Origin of the sequence: Ramlibacter sp., from assembly GCF_035706265.1 — a bacterium.
In the GTDB taxonomy this organism is placed as follows: domain Bacteria; phylum Pseudomonadota; class Gammaproteobacteria; order Burkholderiales; family Burkholderiaceae_C; genus Ramlibacter.
Window position 1 is genome coordinate 1 of the sequence record NZ_DASSVG010000253.1, and the last position, 16,043, is coordinate 16,043.

The window sequence follows — 16,043 nt, forward strand, 5'->3', positions numbered from 1 at the left end:
GGGGAAGGTGGTGATGACGCGGTGCATCGCCACGGCCGCGTCGTAGTCGATCCAGACCACGTCGACGCCGCTGTCGTCTTCTCCCACATGCGCGACGAAGCGGCCCGCAGGCGTCGTGCGCTGGTCCTCGGGGATCTCCGAGAGCGGCTTGTCGCCGACGCCAGGCGGCGTGTCGTCGCCCACCGCCAGGCCCAGCAGCACGGGGGCGCTCGCCAGCAAGCGGCCCTTGGGCGAGAAGGCGTAGACCATCGCGGCGTGCTTGTCCAGGATCACGACCGCGCGGCCATGGTTGTCGTGCGTGTAGAAGGCCCAGTTCGCCACCTCGCGCACGGCGGGGGAAACCTGCGTGCTGCCGAACTCGGCTAGCGGGCCGGGTGGCGGCGCAGTCGGCGCCGCGAGGGCGGCAGCGGACGCCAGCGCGGCCAGGCTGATGCAGGCCGCGGCCAGGCTGCGGCGAAGCGGGAACGGGTCCTTGAAGCTTAGCGTGGTGGTCATGGTCTGGGACTGCGGGGCCATGGGTGAAGCTGCAGCTTAAGCGGCCGCGCTCGCGCATCCGGTCTCTCGGGAGCAGCAGCGCGCAGTAGGACGAGGCCGACGCTTCGGCCCTGACCCTGACGGGCAAGGGGCGGTCGCGCCGGCGCGGGCAGGGTGCAGCCCGCATGGCTAGCATCGATCCATCCCAGCATCGCAGGAGGGCATCCGTGAGCAGCCCGGTCGCTTGGCACGAGGGAGAACTGCTGCTGCAGGCGCGCGCCGGCGTCGCGCAGCGCATGGAGGAAGCCGGCCGGCGGCTGCTGCGGGACCACATGCCGCAGCAGCATCGCGATTTCTTCGCCGAGCTGCCGCTGCTGTTCGCTGCGACGCTGGAGGCCGACGGCCAGCCGCGGGCCGCGCTGCTCGCCGGAGAACCGGGCTTCGCCTCCTCGCCCGATCCGCACTGCCTGCGCGTGGCCCCCGCGTGGAGCGAGGGCCTGCCCACGCCCCTGCAAGCCGGCGCGCCGATCGGCCTGCTCGGGCTGCAGGCGCATACGGGGCGCCGCAACCGGCTCAACGGCTGGGTCGAGGGGGTGCACGCCGGCGGCTTCGACGTGCGCGTCGGCCAGAGCTTCGGCAACTGTCCGCGGCACATCCATCCGCGCCTGGCCAGCTTCGCTGCGGCGCAGGACGGGGCCACCGTGTCGCAGCTGGCCCGCCTCGACGAACGGGCCCTGGCGATCCTCCGCGCCGCCGACACCTTCTTCATCGCGACGGCCCATCCCGACGCGGCCTCGGCGCGCGAGCCCTCGCAGGGCATCGACGTCTCGCATCGCGGCGGGCCGGCGGGCTTCGTGCAGGTGGCCGACGGCGCGACGCTGGTGGTGCCCGACATCCCTGGCAACGGCTTCTTCAACACGCTCGGCAACCTGCAGCTCGAGCCGCGCTGCGGCCTGCTGTTCCTCGACTTCGCGCGCGGAGACCGCCTGTGGCTCGCCGCGCGCGGCGAAGTGGCCTGGCAGGGGGAAGCGCGCCTGCTGGTGCTGCACGTGCAGTCGGCTTCCTTGGCAAGGGGAGGCCTGCCCTTGCAGTGGCGCGAAATGGCGGCTCCACCCTAAGGGCATCCCGCGGCCGCAAGCAGTGCGCCGCTACCATCGGCAGCTTTCCATCGCGTGGAGGTCACCGAGATGATGATGAGCAAGAACACGATCTGTCTCTGGTATGACGGCACGGCCCTGGAGGCCGCGCAGTTCTATGCCTCCACCTTTCCGGACAGCGCGGTGCATGCCGTGCATCGCGCGCCCGGCGACTACCCGTCCGGCAAGCAAGGCGACATCCTGACGGTGGAATTCACCGTGATGGGCATTCCCTGTCTCGGCCTCAACGGCGGCCCGGCCTTCAAGCACAGCGAGGCCTTCTCCTTCCAGGTCGCCACCGACGACCAGGCCGAGACCGACCGCCTCTGGAGCGCGATCGTCGACAACGGCGGCCAGGAAAGCGCCTGCGGCTGGTGCAAGGACAAGTGGGGCCTGTCCTGGCAGATCACGCCGCGCGCCCTCGTCGAAGCGATCGAGGATCCCGATCCTGCCGCGGCCCAGCGCGCGTTCCAGGCCATGATGGAGATGGGCAAGATCGACATCGCGAAGATCGAGAAGGCCCGGCGCGGCTGACGCGCGTTCCACATCCAGCTTGTTCCACTCACCTGCCCAAGACCGCATGCCCGAACTCACCACCCGCCTGACCCGCCGCCTCGACCTGCGCTGTCCCGTCGTCTCCGCGCCCATGGCCTTCGCGGCCGGCGGTGCGCTCGCCGCGGCGGTCACGCGCGCGGGCGGGCTCGGGCTGATCGGCGGCGGCTATGGCGATGCGGACTGGCTGGCGCAGCAGTTCACGCTGGCGCAGGGCGAGCGGGTCGGCGTCGGCTTCATCACCTGGTCGCTGGCCAGGACACCCTCGCTGCTCACCGCGGTGCTGCGCCACCGCCCCGCGGCCGTGATGCTGTCCTTCGGCGATCCGCGGCCCTTCGCCGAGGAGGTGCGCGCGGCCGGCGCGGCCTTGATCTGCCAGTGCCAGAGCCTGGCGCACGTGCGCGATGCCATCGCGGCGAAGGCCGACGTGATCGTGGCGCAGGGGACGGAGGCGGGCGGCCATGGCGCGCTGCGCGCCACCTTCACCCTGGTGCCCGAGGTGGCGGACGAACTCGCCGCGCACGCGCCCGAGACGCTGCTGCTCGCCGCCGGCGGCGTCGCCGATGGCCGCAGCCTGGCGGCGGCCCTGATGCTGGGCGCCGACGGCGTGCTGGTCGGCACGCGGCTGTGGGCCTCGCACGAGGCGCTGGTGAAGGAAGGCCACCAGCGCGCGCTGCTCGCCACCGACGGCGACGGCACGCTGCGCACGCGCATTCCCGACATCGTGCGCCAGCTGCCCTGGCCGGAAGGCTTCACTGCGCGCATCCGCCGCAATGCGTTCACCGCAAAGTGGCATGGCCGCGAGGCGGCGCTGGCCGAGGCAGCGGCCGTCGAGGGCCCGCGCTACCGCCAGGCCGCGGAAGCGGGCGACGCCGAGCAGACCGCCGTGTGGTTCGGCGAAGCCGCCGGCCTGATCCACGCCATCGAGCCGGCCGCGCAGATCATCGAGCGCATGGTCAGCCAGGCGCGGGAGCGGCTGGATAGCGCAGCTCGCCTTCGATGATGCGCGCGGGCGAGGTGTAGGGATGCACCGTGCCCGCTCCTGCGTCGACGAGGTGGATCACCTCCACGCCAAGGAAGCGCAGCACGTCGGAGATCAGTGCCCGGTGGCAGCGCCACCAGAGCAGCTCCGAGCACATGAGCGTGGTGCGCGCGCCCGCCGCGATGTGCAGCAGTTCCTCGAGGCCCTGGGCGAATTCCTCGCTCCAGGTGTACGCCGCATAGGCGCGGAATGACGGGTTGCGCCAGCCCTCCTGCGCGGGGCCGGATTCGCCCCGGCGCCGGCCGCCCAGCTGGGCGAGCCACGCATAGCCGATGCCCTTGGCCGCGAGCGTCCCGGCCAGGGCTTCGCTGCCGAACTGCGGGTGCCGGCGCGAGCCCGGGAAGCGGCGCACGTCCGCCACCAGCTCGATGCCGTGCGTTTCGAGCACGGACAGGAACTCCTCCGCGCTGCGGGTGGAATGGCCGATGGTCCAGATGGTGGCGGGCGGCGGCATGGCCGGTGGATGCAAAGAGTCCAAGATAGCAGTTGCCGTGCCGGCCGGGGCTGATTCGCCGGGTGGCTAATGCACAACTAAGATTGCGGTGCTAGTGTGCGCGGCGGGAGTGGCGAACATGCGAGTGCTGCTGGTCGAAGACGACGAGATGATCGGCCGGAGCCTGAAGGAAGCGCTGTCTTCGCAAGGCTGGTCGGTCGACTGGGTGAAGGACGGTCTGCTGGCGCAAAGCGCCTGGGCGGACGGGGACTACGCGTGCGTGCTGCTCGACCTGGGCCTGCCCAAGCGCGACGGCGTCGAGGTGCTGCGCCACGCGCGCGGGCGCGGCGACACCACGCCCGTGCTGGTGCTCACCGCCCGCGACGGCGTGGACGACCGCGTGGAGGGCCTGGACATCGGCGCCGACGACTACCTGGTCAAGCCCTATGAATTCCGCGAGTTGCTGGCGCGCATGCGCGCGGTGATCCGCCGCCGCGACGGCGCCGCGCATTCGGTGATCGGCAGCGACACCGTGCAGCTGGACCTGACCACGCGCGAGGTGATGGTGCAGGGCGAGCGCTCGCAGCTGTCGGCGCGCGAGTTCGCGCTGCTGCACGCGCTGCTGGAGCGCCCGGGCGCCATCCTCTCGCGCGAGCAGCTGGAGAATCGCATCTACGGCTGGGGCGAGGAGGTGAGCAGCAACGCGGTGGACGTCCTGATCCACGGCATGCGCCGCAAGCTCGGTCCGGAGGCGATCCGCAACGTGCGCGGGCTGGGGTGGCGCGTCACCGCTGCTGCCGCGTCGGGAGAAGCCGATGCCGGGAGAAGCGCATGAAGTGCAACGTCTTTCCTTCGGGGCGCCTGTGCTCGCTGCGGCGCGCGCTGCTGCTGTGGCTGGTGCCGCTGTTCCTGGCCGTGGGGGCGTGCGCCGCGACGACGGCCTACTGGTCCTACGCGCGCATGGTCGATGCCTTCATGGACGACCAGATGCAGCAGCTCGCCACCTCCGTCTCGGCCAACCAGGGCGTGCGCTCCGCGGCGCAGAGCGCCGAGCGCGTCCTGAAGCGGGGCGCCTACGTGGTCCAGGTCTACGGACCCGACGGGCACCTGCGCGCCGCTTCCTATCCGGAGCTGAAGCAGCCGCTGCTGCCCGAGGCCGGCTTCCACGACGTCGAGGCCGGCGGCACGCGCTGGCGCGTCTACACGCTGCCGGCCGGGGCCGACGGCGAGAGCGTGCAGGTGCTGCAAAGCGCCTCGTTCCGCGACAAGCTGGCGGCCGAACGCGCGGGGACTGCCGTCGCGCCGGTGCTGCTGCTGCTGCCCTTGTCGCTGCTGGTGCTGTGGGTGGTGGCGCGCGCGATGTCGACGGCGCTGGGCGACATCGCGCGCCAGGCGCTGCAGCAGGACGAGCACCACATCTCCGAGCTGTCGGTGGCCGGCGTGCCGCACGAGATCGCGCCGCTGGTGGTCTCGTTCAACAGCCTGCTGCGGCGCCTGCGCGAAGCCTTCGTGACGCAGCGCCGCTTCGTGCAGGACGCGGCGCACGAACTGCGCACGCCCATCGCCGCCATCGCGCTGCAGCTGGAGAACATGCGGCAGGACGTGAACTGCGTCGCGGCGGCCGGCCGCTACGGGCAGCTGGAAGCGGGCGTGCGCCGCGCCCAGCGGCTGGTGGAGCAGTTGCTGCGGCTGTCGCGCCAGGAGGCGGCGGGCGCGGACGGCGTCGCGATCGTGGACCTGCAGGCGCAGCTGCGCGAGAGCATCAACACGCTGATCGGCCTGGCCGACCAGCGCAACATCGACCTCGGCTTCGTCGGGCCGGCCGCGGCGGGCGGGCCGGTCACGCTGCGCTGCATTCCCGGCGACCTGCGCAGCCTGCTGGACAACCTGATCGAGAACGCGGTGCGCTACACGCCGCAGGGGGGCGTCGTCGACGTGCGGCTGCTGCACGAGGCGGGACGCATCGCAGTCGAAGTGGTGGACACGGGCCCGGGCATCCCGCAGGAGCTGCTGCCGCGGGTGTTCGACCGCTTCTTCCGCGTGCCGGGCACCAGCGTCGAAGGCAGCGGCCTGGGCCTCTCGATCGCGCAGGCGGCGGCGCAGCGCTGCGGCCTGTCGCTCACGCTGCGCAATCGCGGCGACCGCAGCGGCCTCGTCGCGCGCGTCGAGGCGCTCGCCTAATCCGCAGCTAAGAGAAAGCTCAGAGTCGCCTAAGGACCCTTTCCTACAGTACGTGCACGGTTGGCGCAGGCGAGAGAGAGCCGGAGCCGACCGGGAAACAAAACCCCACGTCACTGCACTGAAAGGTCCGATCATGAAGCGCTCCGTTGCTGCCTCCCTCCTGGTCCTTGCCGCCGCCGCCAGCGGCGCGGCTTTCGCCGACGACATCACCATCGATCCGCATCCCTTCGCTCCGACGCTGACGCGCGCCGAAGTGCAGGCGCAACTGCAGCAGTACAAGGCCGAGCGCGTGAATCCCTGGTCCACCAGCTACAACCCGCTCAGGCACTTCGCGAGCAGCCGCACGCGCGCCGACGTGACCGCGGAGTACCTGCAGTCGCGCGACGAGGTCGCGGCGCTGAACGGCGAGGACAGCGGCTCGAACTACCTGTCGGCCCGCGCGCGCAGCGTTGCCGCGCCGGTGCTGGCCGGCCAGCCCGTCAACGCCCAGTAAGTCCCCTCGCTCCCCGCGCAGGCCGCAAGACCTCACTTGCGCCATGCGCCTCCCGCGCGCCAGAATGCGCGCGCGGGAGGGCTCCCCCTTATGCGGAAGATCGCGCTGCTGCCCTTGTGCGCCGCCCTCGCGGCCTGCGCCGGCGTGCCCGTGAGCGGCGGCGGCAAGGAAGAAATCCTGCTCGCCGGCGCCGAGACCATCCGCATCCTCTGGAACCCCCGCCTCATCGACGAACGCAGCGTGCGCGCGCAGGCCGTCGCCTTCTGCAGCGGCCGCGGGGTGGACGAGATCGATGCGTCGCAAGTTGCCAGCGCCGTCGGCAGCCTGCAGGCCAAGACCTGGCAGTGCAGGCCGGCAGCCGGTTCCGGATCCGGCATGTAGCAGCCAGGAGCACCAGCATGAGCAACGAGTCTCCCCTCCCGCTCCGCCAGCGCATCGTGCAGGTGTGCCTGTTCCTCTTTGCCGCGATCGCGATCAGCGGCGGCACCTTGCAGATGGTGCTCGGCCAGCCGGAAACGACGCCACGCCTGGACAACGTGCATCGCTTCCTGGCCGGCGTGTACCTCTCCACCGGCTTCATCTTCTTCTGGGCTGCAGTCACGATCCGGCAGCAGGGCACGCTGGTGTACCTGCTGGCGCTGGGCGTGTTCCTGGCCGGCGTCGGCCGGCTCGTGTCGATCGCCCAGGTGGGCCTGCCGGAGCCGGCCGCCTTGTGGCTCGGCTACCTGATACCGGAACTGCTGCTGCCCATCGTGGTTGCGGTGGCGCACACCGGCGGCCTGCGCACCGTGCTGGCGCGGCCCGCCGGCCACTGACGACAGATTCTTCGCGGCCTCGTTGTGGCGCAGGCCACACATCTGCGCGCGCCTGTGCGCGTCGATCCGCGGCTGCGTGCGCACGGATCAGTACACTCGCGCTGCTGGCCACTCGGGCAGCCACCTGCGCAACTCAGGTGCCATTTCCGGAGAAGTACCACATGAACCGTATCGAACTCGTTGAAACCATCGCTGAAAAGCACGCCCTGTCGAAGGCCGAAGCCGGCCGCGTGCTGGACACGATCCTGGACGCCATCGTCGGCACCGTGAAGAAGGGCGGCAGCGTGTCGCTGGTCGGTTTCGGCTCGTTCAAGCAGGTCGCCCGCGCCGCGCGCACCGGCTTCAACCCGCAAGCGGGCACGAAGATCAAGATCGCCGCCGCCAAGGTGCCGAAGTTCACCGCCGGCTCCGCGTTCAAGGCCGCGGTGGACGCGAAGTTCGCCAAGCGCAAGGCCGAGAAGGCCGCTGCCGCGCCGAAGAAGGCCGCTCCCAAGAAGGCCGTGGCGAAGAAGCCGGTGGCGAAGAAGGCTGCCAAGCCCGCGCTGCGCAAGGCTGCCTGAGCCTGCAAGGCCCCGTACGAAAAGCCCGCGCTGGATCGGCGCGGGCTTTTTCTTTAGCATGCGCGCGCCATGCACGACTACTACGCCGCCCGCGCGCCCGAATACGACCGCATCTACCTGAAGCCGGAGCGCCAGGCCGACCTGCGCCGCATCGAGGCCTGGCTGCCCACGCTGTTCGCGGGCCGCTCGGTGCTGGAGATCGCGTGCGGCACGGGCTACTGGACGCGCTTCATCGCACCGGTGGCCACGCGCGTTCTGGCGATCGATGCCGCGCCCGAGACGCTGCAGATCGCGCGCGGGCGCGTGCCAGGCGGTGAGGTCGAGTTCGCGGCCGGCGATGCCTACGCGCTGGCTCCGCAGGCGCAGGGCTTCGAGGCCGCCTTCGCCGGCTTCTGGTTCTCGCACGTGCCGAAGAGCCGCATTCCCGCCTTCCTCGCCGGGCTGCACGCGGCACTCGTGCCCGGCGCCCGCGTCGTCTTCCTCGACAACCTCTACGTCGAAGGCAGCAGCACGCCGGTGAGCGAGCGCGATGCGGAAGGCAACACGTACCAGGTGCGCACCCTGCAGGACGGCTCCACGCACCGGGTCTTGAAGAACTTTCCCGACGAGGCCGAACTGCGCGCGGGGACGCAGGGCTTCGCGCGCGAGCTGCGCTATCACGCCTGGGAGTACTACTGGGCCCTGGAATATGTCGCGCAGGCGCGGGCTCCTTAGGGTTAGCATGCAATCGATCCGGCCCCTTGTTTGAGTATCGTTTTTGCTTTGGCCATCCCAGAGCAGGAACGTCCATGAAGAGGATTCTGAAAGTCGCCGCGGCAGCCCTGGCCGTGGCCCTCGTCGCCGCTGCGCCCGCCTGGGCCGGCAAGAAGACCGATACGCTCAACATGGCGTACGACCAGGCCCCCGAAAGCGTCGATCCGTACTTCAACAACGTGCGCATCGGCGTGATCCTGGGCGCCACCGTGTGGGACACGCTGCTCTATCGCGATCCCGTCACGCACGAATACAAGGGGCAGCTGGCCAGGAGCTGGAAGCAGGTCGACGACCGCACGCTCGAATTCGAACTGCGCCAGGGCGTCAAGTTCCACAACGGCGAAGACTTCGACGCCGACTCGGTGGTGTACACGCTCAACTATGTCGCCGACCCCGCCAACAAGGCCGTGACGCAGCAGAACGTGCAGTGGATCCAGCGCGTCGAGAAGGTCGACCGCTACAAGGTGCGCGTGATCAGCAAGGAGCCGTTCCCGGCCGCCAAGGACTACCTGGCCACCACGCTGGCGATCCATCCGGCCAAGTACTACAAGGAAGTCGGCCCCAAGGGCATGAACGCCAAGCCGGTCGGCTCCGGCCCCTACAAGGTGGTGGAGCACGTGCCGGGCAAGTCGATCACGCTGGAGAAGTTCGACGGCTACTTCAAGGAGTCGCCGCGCACGCAGCCGAAGATCGGCAAGGTGCGCATCCGCTTCATCCCCGACCGCCAGACGCAGATGGCCGAAGTGCTCTCCGGCGGCGAGGACTTCATCATGCACGTGCCGAAGGACCAGGCCGAGAAGCTGCAGACCGTGCCGCACCTGCAGGTGGTGAGCGGCAACACGATGCGCATCGTGTTCCTGCAGATGAACACGCTCGACGGCGGCCCCGCGCCGCAGTTGAAGGACCCGCGCGTGCGCAAGGCGATCGCGCATGCGATCGACCGCGAGGCGATCCTCAAGAACATCGTGGGCGGCGGCGGCGAGATCCTGCAGACGATCTGCACGCCCTCGCAGGTGGGCTGCACGCACGAGGGCGCGCCGGTCTACAAGTACGACCCTGCGCTGGCGAAAAAGCTGCTGGCGGAGGCCGGCTACCCGAACGGCTTCGAGCTCGACATCCACGCCTACCGCGAGCGCAACCAGACCGAGGCGATCATCAACTACCTGCAGGCGGTGGGCATCAAGGCGAAGCTGAACTTCATGCAGTACGCCGCCATGCGCGACCAGGTGCGCGGCAACAAGACGGCCCTGGTGCACCAGACCTGGGGCTCCAACCTGGTGAACGACACCTCGGCCTCCACGCCCGTCTACTACGGCGGCGGCGCCGACGACGTGACGCGCAACCCGCAGGTGTCGGAGCTGCTGAACAAGGGTGACCACACCGTGGACCTCAAGGCGCGCACCGACTACTACAAGAAGGCGCTCAACCTGATCGCCGAGAACGCCTACTCGGTGCCGCTGTGGTCGCTGCCGGTGTACTACGTGGCCACCAAGGAAGTGAACTTCCGTCCCTACTCCGACGAACTCCCCCGCTTCTGGGAGATGAGCTGGAAGTAATGCCGGAAAGCGGCCGATGCTGCCCTTCATCGCCAGGCGCCTCGGCCTCGCCGTCCTCGTCGCGCTGACCGTCTCCTTCCTCGCCTACCTGCTGGTGTTCGTCTCGGGCGACCCGGCGGTGGCGCTGGCGGGCGAGGGCGCGCGGGCGGCGGACATCGAGATGGTGCGCAAGACCTACGGCTTCGACCGTCCCATCCCGGTGCAGTACGCCGACTGGCTCGGCAAGCTGCTGCGCGGCGATCTCGGCACCTCGGTGTACTTCAAGACCGAGGTCGCGCCGCTGGTGGCCGACAAGCTGAAGACGACCATGGTGCTCGGCGCCGCGGCGCTCGCGGTAGCGCTCGCGATCTCGGTGCCGCTGGGCGTGCTGGCCGCGATCTGGCGCCACGGCTGGATCGACCGCCTGTGCCTCGGGGTCGCGGTGCTCGGGCAGGCGCTGCCCAACTTCTTCTTCGCGCTGCTGCTGATCATGCTGTTCTCGATCACGTGGCGCGTGCTGCCGGTCTCGGGCAGCGGCACCTGGCAGCACTTCGTGATGCCGGCGCTGGCGCTCGGCTACTACGCGGCGCCGGCCTTCATGCGCCTGATCCGCGCCGGCATGATCGAGGTGCTGGATGCCGACTACATCCGCACCGCCCGCGCCAAGGGCCTGCCGCCGACGACCGTGATCTTCAAGCACGCGCTGCGCAACGCGATCGTGCCGGTGGTGGCACTCGCCGCGGTGCAGCTCGGCTTCCTGCTCGGGGGCTCGGTGGTGGTGGAGACGATCTTCGCGCTCGACGGCCTGGGCTACCTCGCCTACCAGAGCATCAGCAACAAGGATTTCCCGGTGATGCAGGTGATCGTGCTGCTGCTGTCGGTGATCTACGTGGTGCTGACGCTGGCGGCCGACGTGGCCAACGCGTGGCTCGATCCGCGCATCCGGGTGGCGTGATGTCGGCGCAGCTGCCCGCCCTGGCCGAACTGGCCGCCATCGAGATCGCGCCGGCCCCGCCTTCGGGGCTGCGACGGCTGCTGGCCAGCAAGGCGCTCGTGGCCGGCGGCGGCATCCTGCTGGCCATCGTGCTGCTCGCGATTTTCGCGCCGCTGTTCGCGCCCTACGATCCCTATGTGCAGGACCTCGCCAACCGCACGGTGCCGCCGGTCTGGTATGCCCAAGGCACGTGGGCGCACCCGCTGGGCACCGACCAGCTCGGGCGCGACTACCTCTCGCGCCTGATCTACGGCGCCCGCATCTCGCTGCTGATCGGCGCCAGCGTCGCCGTGATCTCCGGCCTGATCGGCACCACGCTGGGATTGCTGGCCGGCTACTTCGGCGGCCGCATGGACATGCTGGTGTCCTTCGTCGTCACGACGCGCCTCGCGATGCCCGTGATCCTGGTGGCGCTGGCCACCGTCGCACTGGTCGGCGGCTCGCTGTGGGTGGTGATCCTGGTGCTGGGGCTGCTGAAATGGGACCGCTTCGCCGTGGTGATGCGCAGCGCGACGCAGCAGGTGCGCTCGCTCGAATACGTGGCGGCGGCGCAGGCCGCGGGGGCCTCGACGGCGCGCATCATCGCCGGCGAGGTGCTGCCCAACGTGCTGCCGCACCTGATCGTGGTGGCCTCGCTGGAAGCGGCGAGCGCGATCCTGCTCGAAGCCTCGCTGTCCTTCCTGGGCCTGGGGGTGCAGCCGCCGCTGCCCTCGTGGGGCCTGATGATCTCGGAAGCCAAGGCCTACATGTTCTTCTCCTTCTGGCTGATCGCGATCCCCGGCGCCGCGCTGGCGCTGCTGATCTTCGCGATCAATCTCGCCGGCGACGGCCTGCACCAGGTGTTCATGCCCCATGAGCGCAGTTGAATCGCCCGTGGTGCTGGACGTGCGCGGGCTGCACGTGGACATCCGAGGCGCCTCCGGCCTGGTGCATCCGGTGCGCGACGTGTCCTTCCAGGTGCGCCGCGGCGAGACGCTGTGCATCGTGGGCGAATCGGGCTGCGGCAAGTCCATGACGTCGCTCGCCATCATGGGCCTGCTGCCGCGCGCGGCACAGCGGCGCGCGCAGGCGATGGATTTCCTCGGCGAGGACCTGATGCGCGTCGGCCCCCGCCGCGCCAACGCGCTGCGCGGCGACCGCATGGCGATGGTGTTCCAGGAGCCGATGACGGCGCTCAATCCGGCCTACACGATCGGCGAGCAATTGATCGAGCACTACCGCCACCACCGCGGCACCAGCGCCGCGCAGGCGCGCGAGCGCGCGGTCGAACTGCTGCACAAGGTGGGCATCGCCTCGGCGGCCGAGCGCCTGCGGCAGTATCCGCACCAGCTCTCCGGCGGCCTGCGCCAGCGCGTGATGATCGCGATGGCCCTGATGTGCGCGCCGGAGCTGCTAATCGCCGACGAGCCGAGCACGGCGCTGGACGTCACCATCCAGGCGCAGATCCTGCGCCTGCTGGCGGACCTGCAGAAGGAACTCGGGATCGCGATGGTGCTGATCACGCACGACCTCGGCGTGGTGGCGCGCATCGCCGACCGCGTGGCGGTGATGTACGCGGGCCAGATCGTCGAGGAGGGCACGGCGGCCGAGATCTTCGCCCATGCGCGCCATCCCTACACGCGCGGGCTGCTGGCCTGCATTCCCGTGCCGGGCCGCACCGCGCCGGGCAGCCGCCTCGGCAGCATCCCCGGCGTGGTGCCTTCGCTGGCCGGCGAGCTGCGCGGCTGCGCCTTCCGCGAGCGCTGCCCGCAGGCGCAGTCGGCCTGCCTGCAGCCGATCGCCCTGCGCGACGCCGGCGCGGGACGGCGCTGGCGCTGCGTGGTCGAAACCGAGGAGGCCACGGCATGAACGCGCTGCTGCGTGCCCAAGGCCTGCAACGCACGTTCAGCGTGAGCGCGGGGCCGTTCCGGCCACGGCAACTGCTGCATGCCGTCAACGGCGTCGACTTCGGCGTGGAACGCGGCGGCGTGCTGGGCATCGTGGGCGAATCCGGCTGCGGCAAGTCGACGCTTGCGCGCATGCTGCTCGGGCTGACGCCGCCCACCGCCGGCAGCATCTTCCTCGACGGCCAGGACATCGCGCGGCTGGACCGGCGCGCCGTCGCGCGGCGCATCCAGCCGGTGTTCCAGGATCCGTATTCCTCGCTCAACCCGCGCCGCACCGTGGCTTCCATCGTGGCCTTCCCGCTGGAGGTGCACGAGATCGGGACCAAGGCGCAGCGGCGCGCGCAGGCGCTCGAGATATTGGAGCGGGTAGGCCTGCCGGCCCGCTACGCGGACCTCACGCCGGGGCAGCTCTCGGGCGGCCAGCGCCAGCGGGTGGCGATCGCACGCGCCTTGGTGATGAAGCCCGAGATCGTGGTCTGCGACGAGCCGACCTCCGCGCTCGATGTTTCCGTGCAGGCGCAGATCCTCAACCTCCTGCTGGACCTGCGCGAGGCGTTCGACCTGACGTATGTCTTCATCAGCCACAACCTCGCGGTGGTGGAACACATCGCGACCCAGGTCGCGGTGATGTACCTCGGCCGGGTGGTCGAATTCGCCGACACGCGCACGCTGTTCGCGCAGCCACGCCATCCCTACACGCAGGCGCTGCTCGCCTCGGTGCTGACGCCCGACCCGGGGCGGGGCATTCCCGACACCGGGCTCGGCCTCGCGTTTCCCGACCCGCTCCATCCTCCGGCCGGCTGCGCCTTCCACCCGCGCTGCCCGCACTGCTTCGCCGGCTGCGACAGCGCCCAGCCGGTGCTGGTCGACACCGGGGCGGCGCGGGTCGCCTGCCACTTGTTCCCTTCCCAGGAAGCCCTCCGATGAAAAGCCGTGATGCCGCCCTCGAGCGCGCCCGCAGCAGCTTCGACCGCGGCGAGTTCCGCGCCACCCTGGAGCGCCGCGTCGCGTTGCCGACCGAAAGCCAGAACCCCGAACGTGGCCCGGTGCTGCGCCAGTACCTCGAGCAGGAGATCGGGCCGTCCTTCACGTCCATGGGCTTCGCCTGCCGCATCCTGGAACATCCGAAGGCGAAGGCGCCCTTCCTGCTGGCCGAACGCATCGAGTCGCCCGCTGCGCCCACCGTGTTCGGCTACGGCCACGGCGACGTGATCCGCGGGCTGGAACGCGAATGGCACGAGGGCCTGTCGCCCTGGGCCCTGACCGAGCGCGACGGCCGCTGGTACGGCCGCGGCATCGCCGACAACAAGGGCCAGCACACCGTCAACATGGAGGCGATGCGGCACGTGATCGCCACCCGCGGGGCCCTCGGCTTCAACGCGAAGTTCCTGGTGGAGATGGGCGAGGAGACCGGCTCGCCGGGGCTGCGCGAGCTGTGCGCCGAGCAGCGCGATGCGCTGGCGGCCGACCTGCTGGTCGCCTCCGACGGGCCGCGGCTGCGCGCCGAGCGGCCCACCGTGTTCCTCGGTTCGCGCGGCAGCATGAACTTCGACCTCACGATCGAGGCGCGCGCCGGCGGCCACCATTCGGGCAACTGGGGCGGGCTGATCTCCAATCCCGGCATCCAGCTCGCGCATGCCCTCGCCAGCATCACCTCGCCCACCGGCCAGATCCGCATCCCCGAGTGGGTGCCGGCGGAGCTGCCCGCGTCGGTGCGGCGCGTGCTGGCCGACTGCGAGGTCGACGGCGGCGAGGACGGGCCGCAGATCGAGCCGTGGTGGGGCGAGCCGGGGCTGACGCCGGCCGAGCGCGTCTACGGCTGGTGCAGCTTCGAGGTGCTGGCGTTCAAGACCGGCAATCCGGAGACGCCGGTGAACGCGATCCCGCCGCGTGCGTGGGCGCGCTGCCAGCTGCGCTTCGTGGTCGGGGTCGATCCCGAGCAGATCCTGCCGGCGCTGCGGCGCCACCTGGACCGGCACGGCTTCGGCATGGTGCAGATCGCCACCACGCGGGAGACCTACTTCCACGCCACCCGCATCGACCCGGACGATGCCTGGGTCCAATGGGCCGTGGCTTCGCTGGCGCGCACCACGGGCAAGAAGCCCGCGGTGCTGCCGAACCTGGGTGGGTCGCTGCCGAACGACATCTTCACCGATGTGCTGGGGCTGCGCACGATCTGGGTCCCGCACTCCTACGCCGGCTGCTCGCAGCACGCGCCCAACGAGCACCTGCCGCCGGCGCTGCTGCGCGAGGGGCTGGAGGCGATGACGGGGTTGTATTGGGATCTCGGGTCGGGGGACACGCCAGCGGCGCGCTGACGGCCGGATCAGCCCGGAACTGTCCGTCTCACTCCATGTCCCCCGGCACTGGCTGAAGCCAGTGCCTCCGCCTTTACTTCCGGAGACGGACAGTCCCGGGCTGATCCTGCAGCGTGCGGGTCCGAGGAGCCGCTGCCTCCGGGCCCATCCCCGCATCGACTAGCATCTCCCCGATGCAGTACACCGTCGCCGTTCGCACCCTGTGCGAGTTCACCGCCAAGCGGGGCGACCTGGACCTGCGGTTCACGCCGACGCCGAGCGCGCAGGAGGGCATCGCCGGCCACCAGCTGGTGGCCGGCCGGCGCGGGCCGGGCTACGAGACGGAAATCGCCCTGCGCGGGGAGTTCGGCGCGCTGGCCGTGCGCGGCCGCGCCGACGGCTACGACCCCGCACTGCAGCGGCTGGAGGAGATCAAGACCCATCGCGGCGACCTGGCCCGCCAGCGCCCCAACCAGCGCGCCCTGCACTGGGCCCAGGCCAAGGTCTACGGCTGGCTGTTCTGCCAGGCGCGTGGGCTGGGCGCGGTCAACCTGGCGCTGGTCTATTTCGACCTGGGGACGCAGCAGGAGACGGTGTTCGTCGAAACGCATTCGGCCGAAGGGCTGCGCGCCTTCTTCGAAGCCTGCTGCGCCGACTTCCTGACCTGGGCGCAGCAGGAACTCGCACACCGCAGCGAGCGCGACCGCTTCCTCTCTGAACTCGCGTTCCCGCATCCCGCCTTCCGCACCGGCCAGCGCGAACTGGCCGAAGCGGTCTACAAGGGGGCGGCCAGCGGCCGTTGCGTGCTGGCCCAAGCGCCCACCGGCATCGGCAAGACGGTCGGCACCTTGTTCTCGATGCTGAAGGCGGTGGCGCCGCACGGGCTCGACAA

At 70.5% G+C, this 16,043-nt stretch carries 17 protein-coding genes and 2 pseudogenes; 17 read left to right on the plus strand and 2 right to left on the minus strand.

Annotated elements, in window-relative coordinates; all coding sequences use genetic code 11:
* A pseudogene (locus VFM98_RS09360) lies at positions 1 to 516 on the minus strand (hypothetical protein); the annotation flags it as partial.
* A 185-nt stretch (positions 517 to 701) separates the two neighbouring features.
* Here VFM98_RS09360 and VFM98_RS09365 point away from each other — a divergent pair.
* From VFM98_RS09365 to VFM98_RS09375, 3 genes are all read left to right on the plus strand, one after another.
* A complete protein-coding gene (locus tag VFM98_RS09365; RefSeq protein WP_325109654.1) occupies positions 702 to 1,592 on the plus strand; it encodes a pyridoxamine 5'-phosphate oxidase family protein in 891 nt (296 codons plus the stop codon).
* Positions 1,593 to 1,664: 72 nt separating this feature from the next.
* Complete coding sequence (locus VFM98_RS09370) at positions 1,665 to 2,144, plus strand: VOC family protein (protein ID WP_325109670.1); 480 nt, start codon at positions 1,665 to 1,667, stop codon at positions 2,142 to 2,144.
* A 46-nt stretch (positions 2,145 to 2,190) separates the two neighbouring features.
* Positions 2,191 to 3,165, plus strand: a complete 975-nt coding sequence (locus VFM98_RS09375; RefSeq protein WP_325109655.1) for a nitronate monooxygenase — start codon at positions 2,191 to 2,193, stop codon at positions 3,163 to 3,165.
* Here VFM98_RS09375 and VFM98_RS09380 read toward each other — a convergent pair.
* Positions 3,119 to 3,658: a DUF488 domain-containing protein gene (locus tag VFM98_RS09380; RefSeq protein WP_325109656.1), complete on the minus strand. Its 540-nt coding sequence runs from the start codon at positions 3,656 to 3,658 to the stop codon at positions 3,119 to 3,121. The genes VFM98_RS09375 and VFM98_RS09380 overlap by 47 nt on opposite strands.
* A gap of 118 nt (positions 3,659 to 3,776) precedes the next feature.
* On the opposite strand from VFM98_RS09380, the gene VFM98_RS09385 reads away from it, so the two are divergent.
* The 14 genes and pseudogenes from VFM98_RS09385 to VFM98_RS09450 form a co-directional block, all read left to right on the plus strand.
* Positions 3,777 to 4,472 carry a response regulator transcription factor gene (locus VFM98_RS09385; protein ID WP_325109657.1) on the plus strand — a complete coding sequence of 232 codons (696 nt, stop codon included), beginning with the start codon at positions 3,777 to 3,779 and terminating at the stop codon, positions 4,470 to 4,472.
* On the plus strand, positions 4,469 to 5,818 hold the full coding sequence (locus VFM98_RS09390; RefSeq protein WP_325109658.1) for a sensor histidine kinase: 1,350 nt from the start codon (positions 4,469 to 4,471) through the stop codon (positions 5,816 to 5,818). The genes VFM98_RS09385 and VFM98_RS09390 overlap by 4 nt, the downstream gene beginning before the upstream one ends.
* A gap of 133 nt (positions 5,819 to 5,951) precedes the next feature.
* A complete protein-coding gene (locus tag VFM98_RS09395) occupies positions 5,952 to 6,311 on the plus strand; it encodes a DUF4148 domain-containing protein (protein ID WP_325109659.1) in 360 nt (119 codons plus the stop codon).
* Positions 6,312 to 6,401: 90 nt separating this feature from the next.
* Positions 6,402 to 6,692, plus strand: a complete 291-nt coding sequence (locus VFM98_RS09400) for a hypothetical protein (RefSeq protein ID WP_325109660.1) — start codon at positions 6,402 to 6,404, stop codon at positions 6,690 to 6,692.
* A gap of 17 nt (positions 6,693 to 6,709) precedes the next feature.
* Entirely contained in the window at positions 6,710 to 7,126 is a 417-nt protein-coding gene (locus tag VFM98_RS09405; RefSeq protein ID WP_325109661.1) for a DUF4345 domain-containing protein, read from the plus strand.
* A gap of 161 nt (positions 7,127 to 7,287) precedes the next feature.
* Positions 7,288 to 7,686, plus strand: a complete 399-nt coding sequence (locus tag VFM98_RS09410) for an HU family DNA-binding protein (protein WP_325109662.1) — start codon at positions 7,288 to 7,290, stop codon at positions 7,684 to 7,686.
* Positions 7,687 to 7,755: 69 nt separating this feature from the next.
* The gene (locus tag VFM98_RS09415; RefSeq protein ID WP_325109663.1) at positions 7,756 to 8,400 is read left to right on the plus strand and encodes a class I SAM-dependent methyltransferase; all 645 of its coding nucleotides are present in this window, start codon (positions 7,756 to 7,758) and stop codon (positions 8,398 to 8,400) included.
* A gap of 74 nt (positions 8,401 to 8,474) precedes the next feature.
* The gene (locus tag VFM98_RS09420; RefSeq protein WP_325109664.1) at positions 8,475 to 9,995 is read left to right on the plus strand and encodes an ABC transporter substrate-binding protein; all 1,521 of its coding nucleotides are present in this window, start codon (positions 8,475 to 8,477) and stop codon (positions 9,993 to 9,995) included.
* A 16-nt stretch (positions 9,996 to 10,011) separates the two neighbouring features.
* A complete protein-coding gene (locus VFM98_RS09425; protein ID WP_325109665.1) occupies positions 10,012 to 10,929 on the plus strand; it encodes an ABC transporter permease in 918 nt (305 codons plus the stop codon).
* The gene (locus tag VFM98_RS09430; RefSeq protein WP_325109666.1) at positions 10,929 to 11,834 is read left to right on the plus strand and encodes an ABC transporter permease; all 906 of its coding nucleotides are present in this window, start codon (positions 10,929 to 10,931) and stop codon (positions 11,832 to 11,834) included. Before VFM98_RS09425 ends, VFM98_RS09430 begins: the two co-directional genes overlap by 1 nt.
* Positions 11,821 to 12,816, plus strand: coding sequence for an ABC transporter ATP-binding protein (locus tag VFM98_RS09435; protein WP_325109667.1), 996 nt, complete (start codon positions 11,821 to 11,823; stop codon positions 12,814 to 12,816). Before VFM98_RS09430 ends, VFM98_RS09435 begins: the two co-directional genes overlap by 14 nt.
* On the plus strand, positions 12,813 to 13,781 hold the full coding sequence (locus tag VFM98_RS09440) for an oligopeptide/dipeptide ABC transporter ATP-binding protein (protein ID WP_325109668.1): 969 nt from the start codon (positions 12,813 to 12,815) through the stop codon (positions 13,779 to 13,781). Before VFM98_RS09435 ends, VFM98_RS09440 begins: the two co-directional genes overlap by 4 nt.
* Positions 13,778 to 15,172 (plus strand): M20 family metallopeptidase, encoded by a 1,395-nt coding sequence (locus VFM98_RS09445; RefSeq protein WP_325109669.1) that lies wholly within the window; start codon positions 13,778 to 13,780, stop codon positions 15,170 to 15,172. The genes VFM98_RS09440 and VFM98_RS09445 overlap by 4 nt, the downstream gene beginning before the upstream one ends.
* Before the next feature lie 173 nt (positions 15,173 to 15,345).
* Positions 15,346 to 16,043 (plus strand): annotated as a pseudogene (locus VFM98_RS09450) (ATP-dependent DNA helicase); the annotation flags it as partial.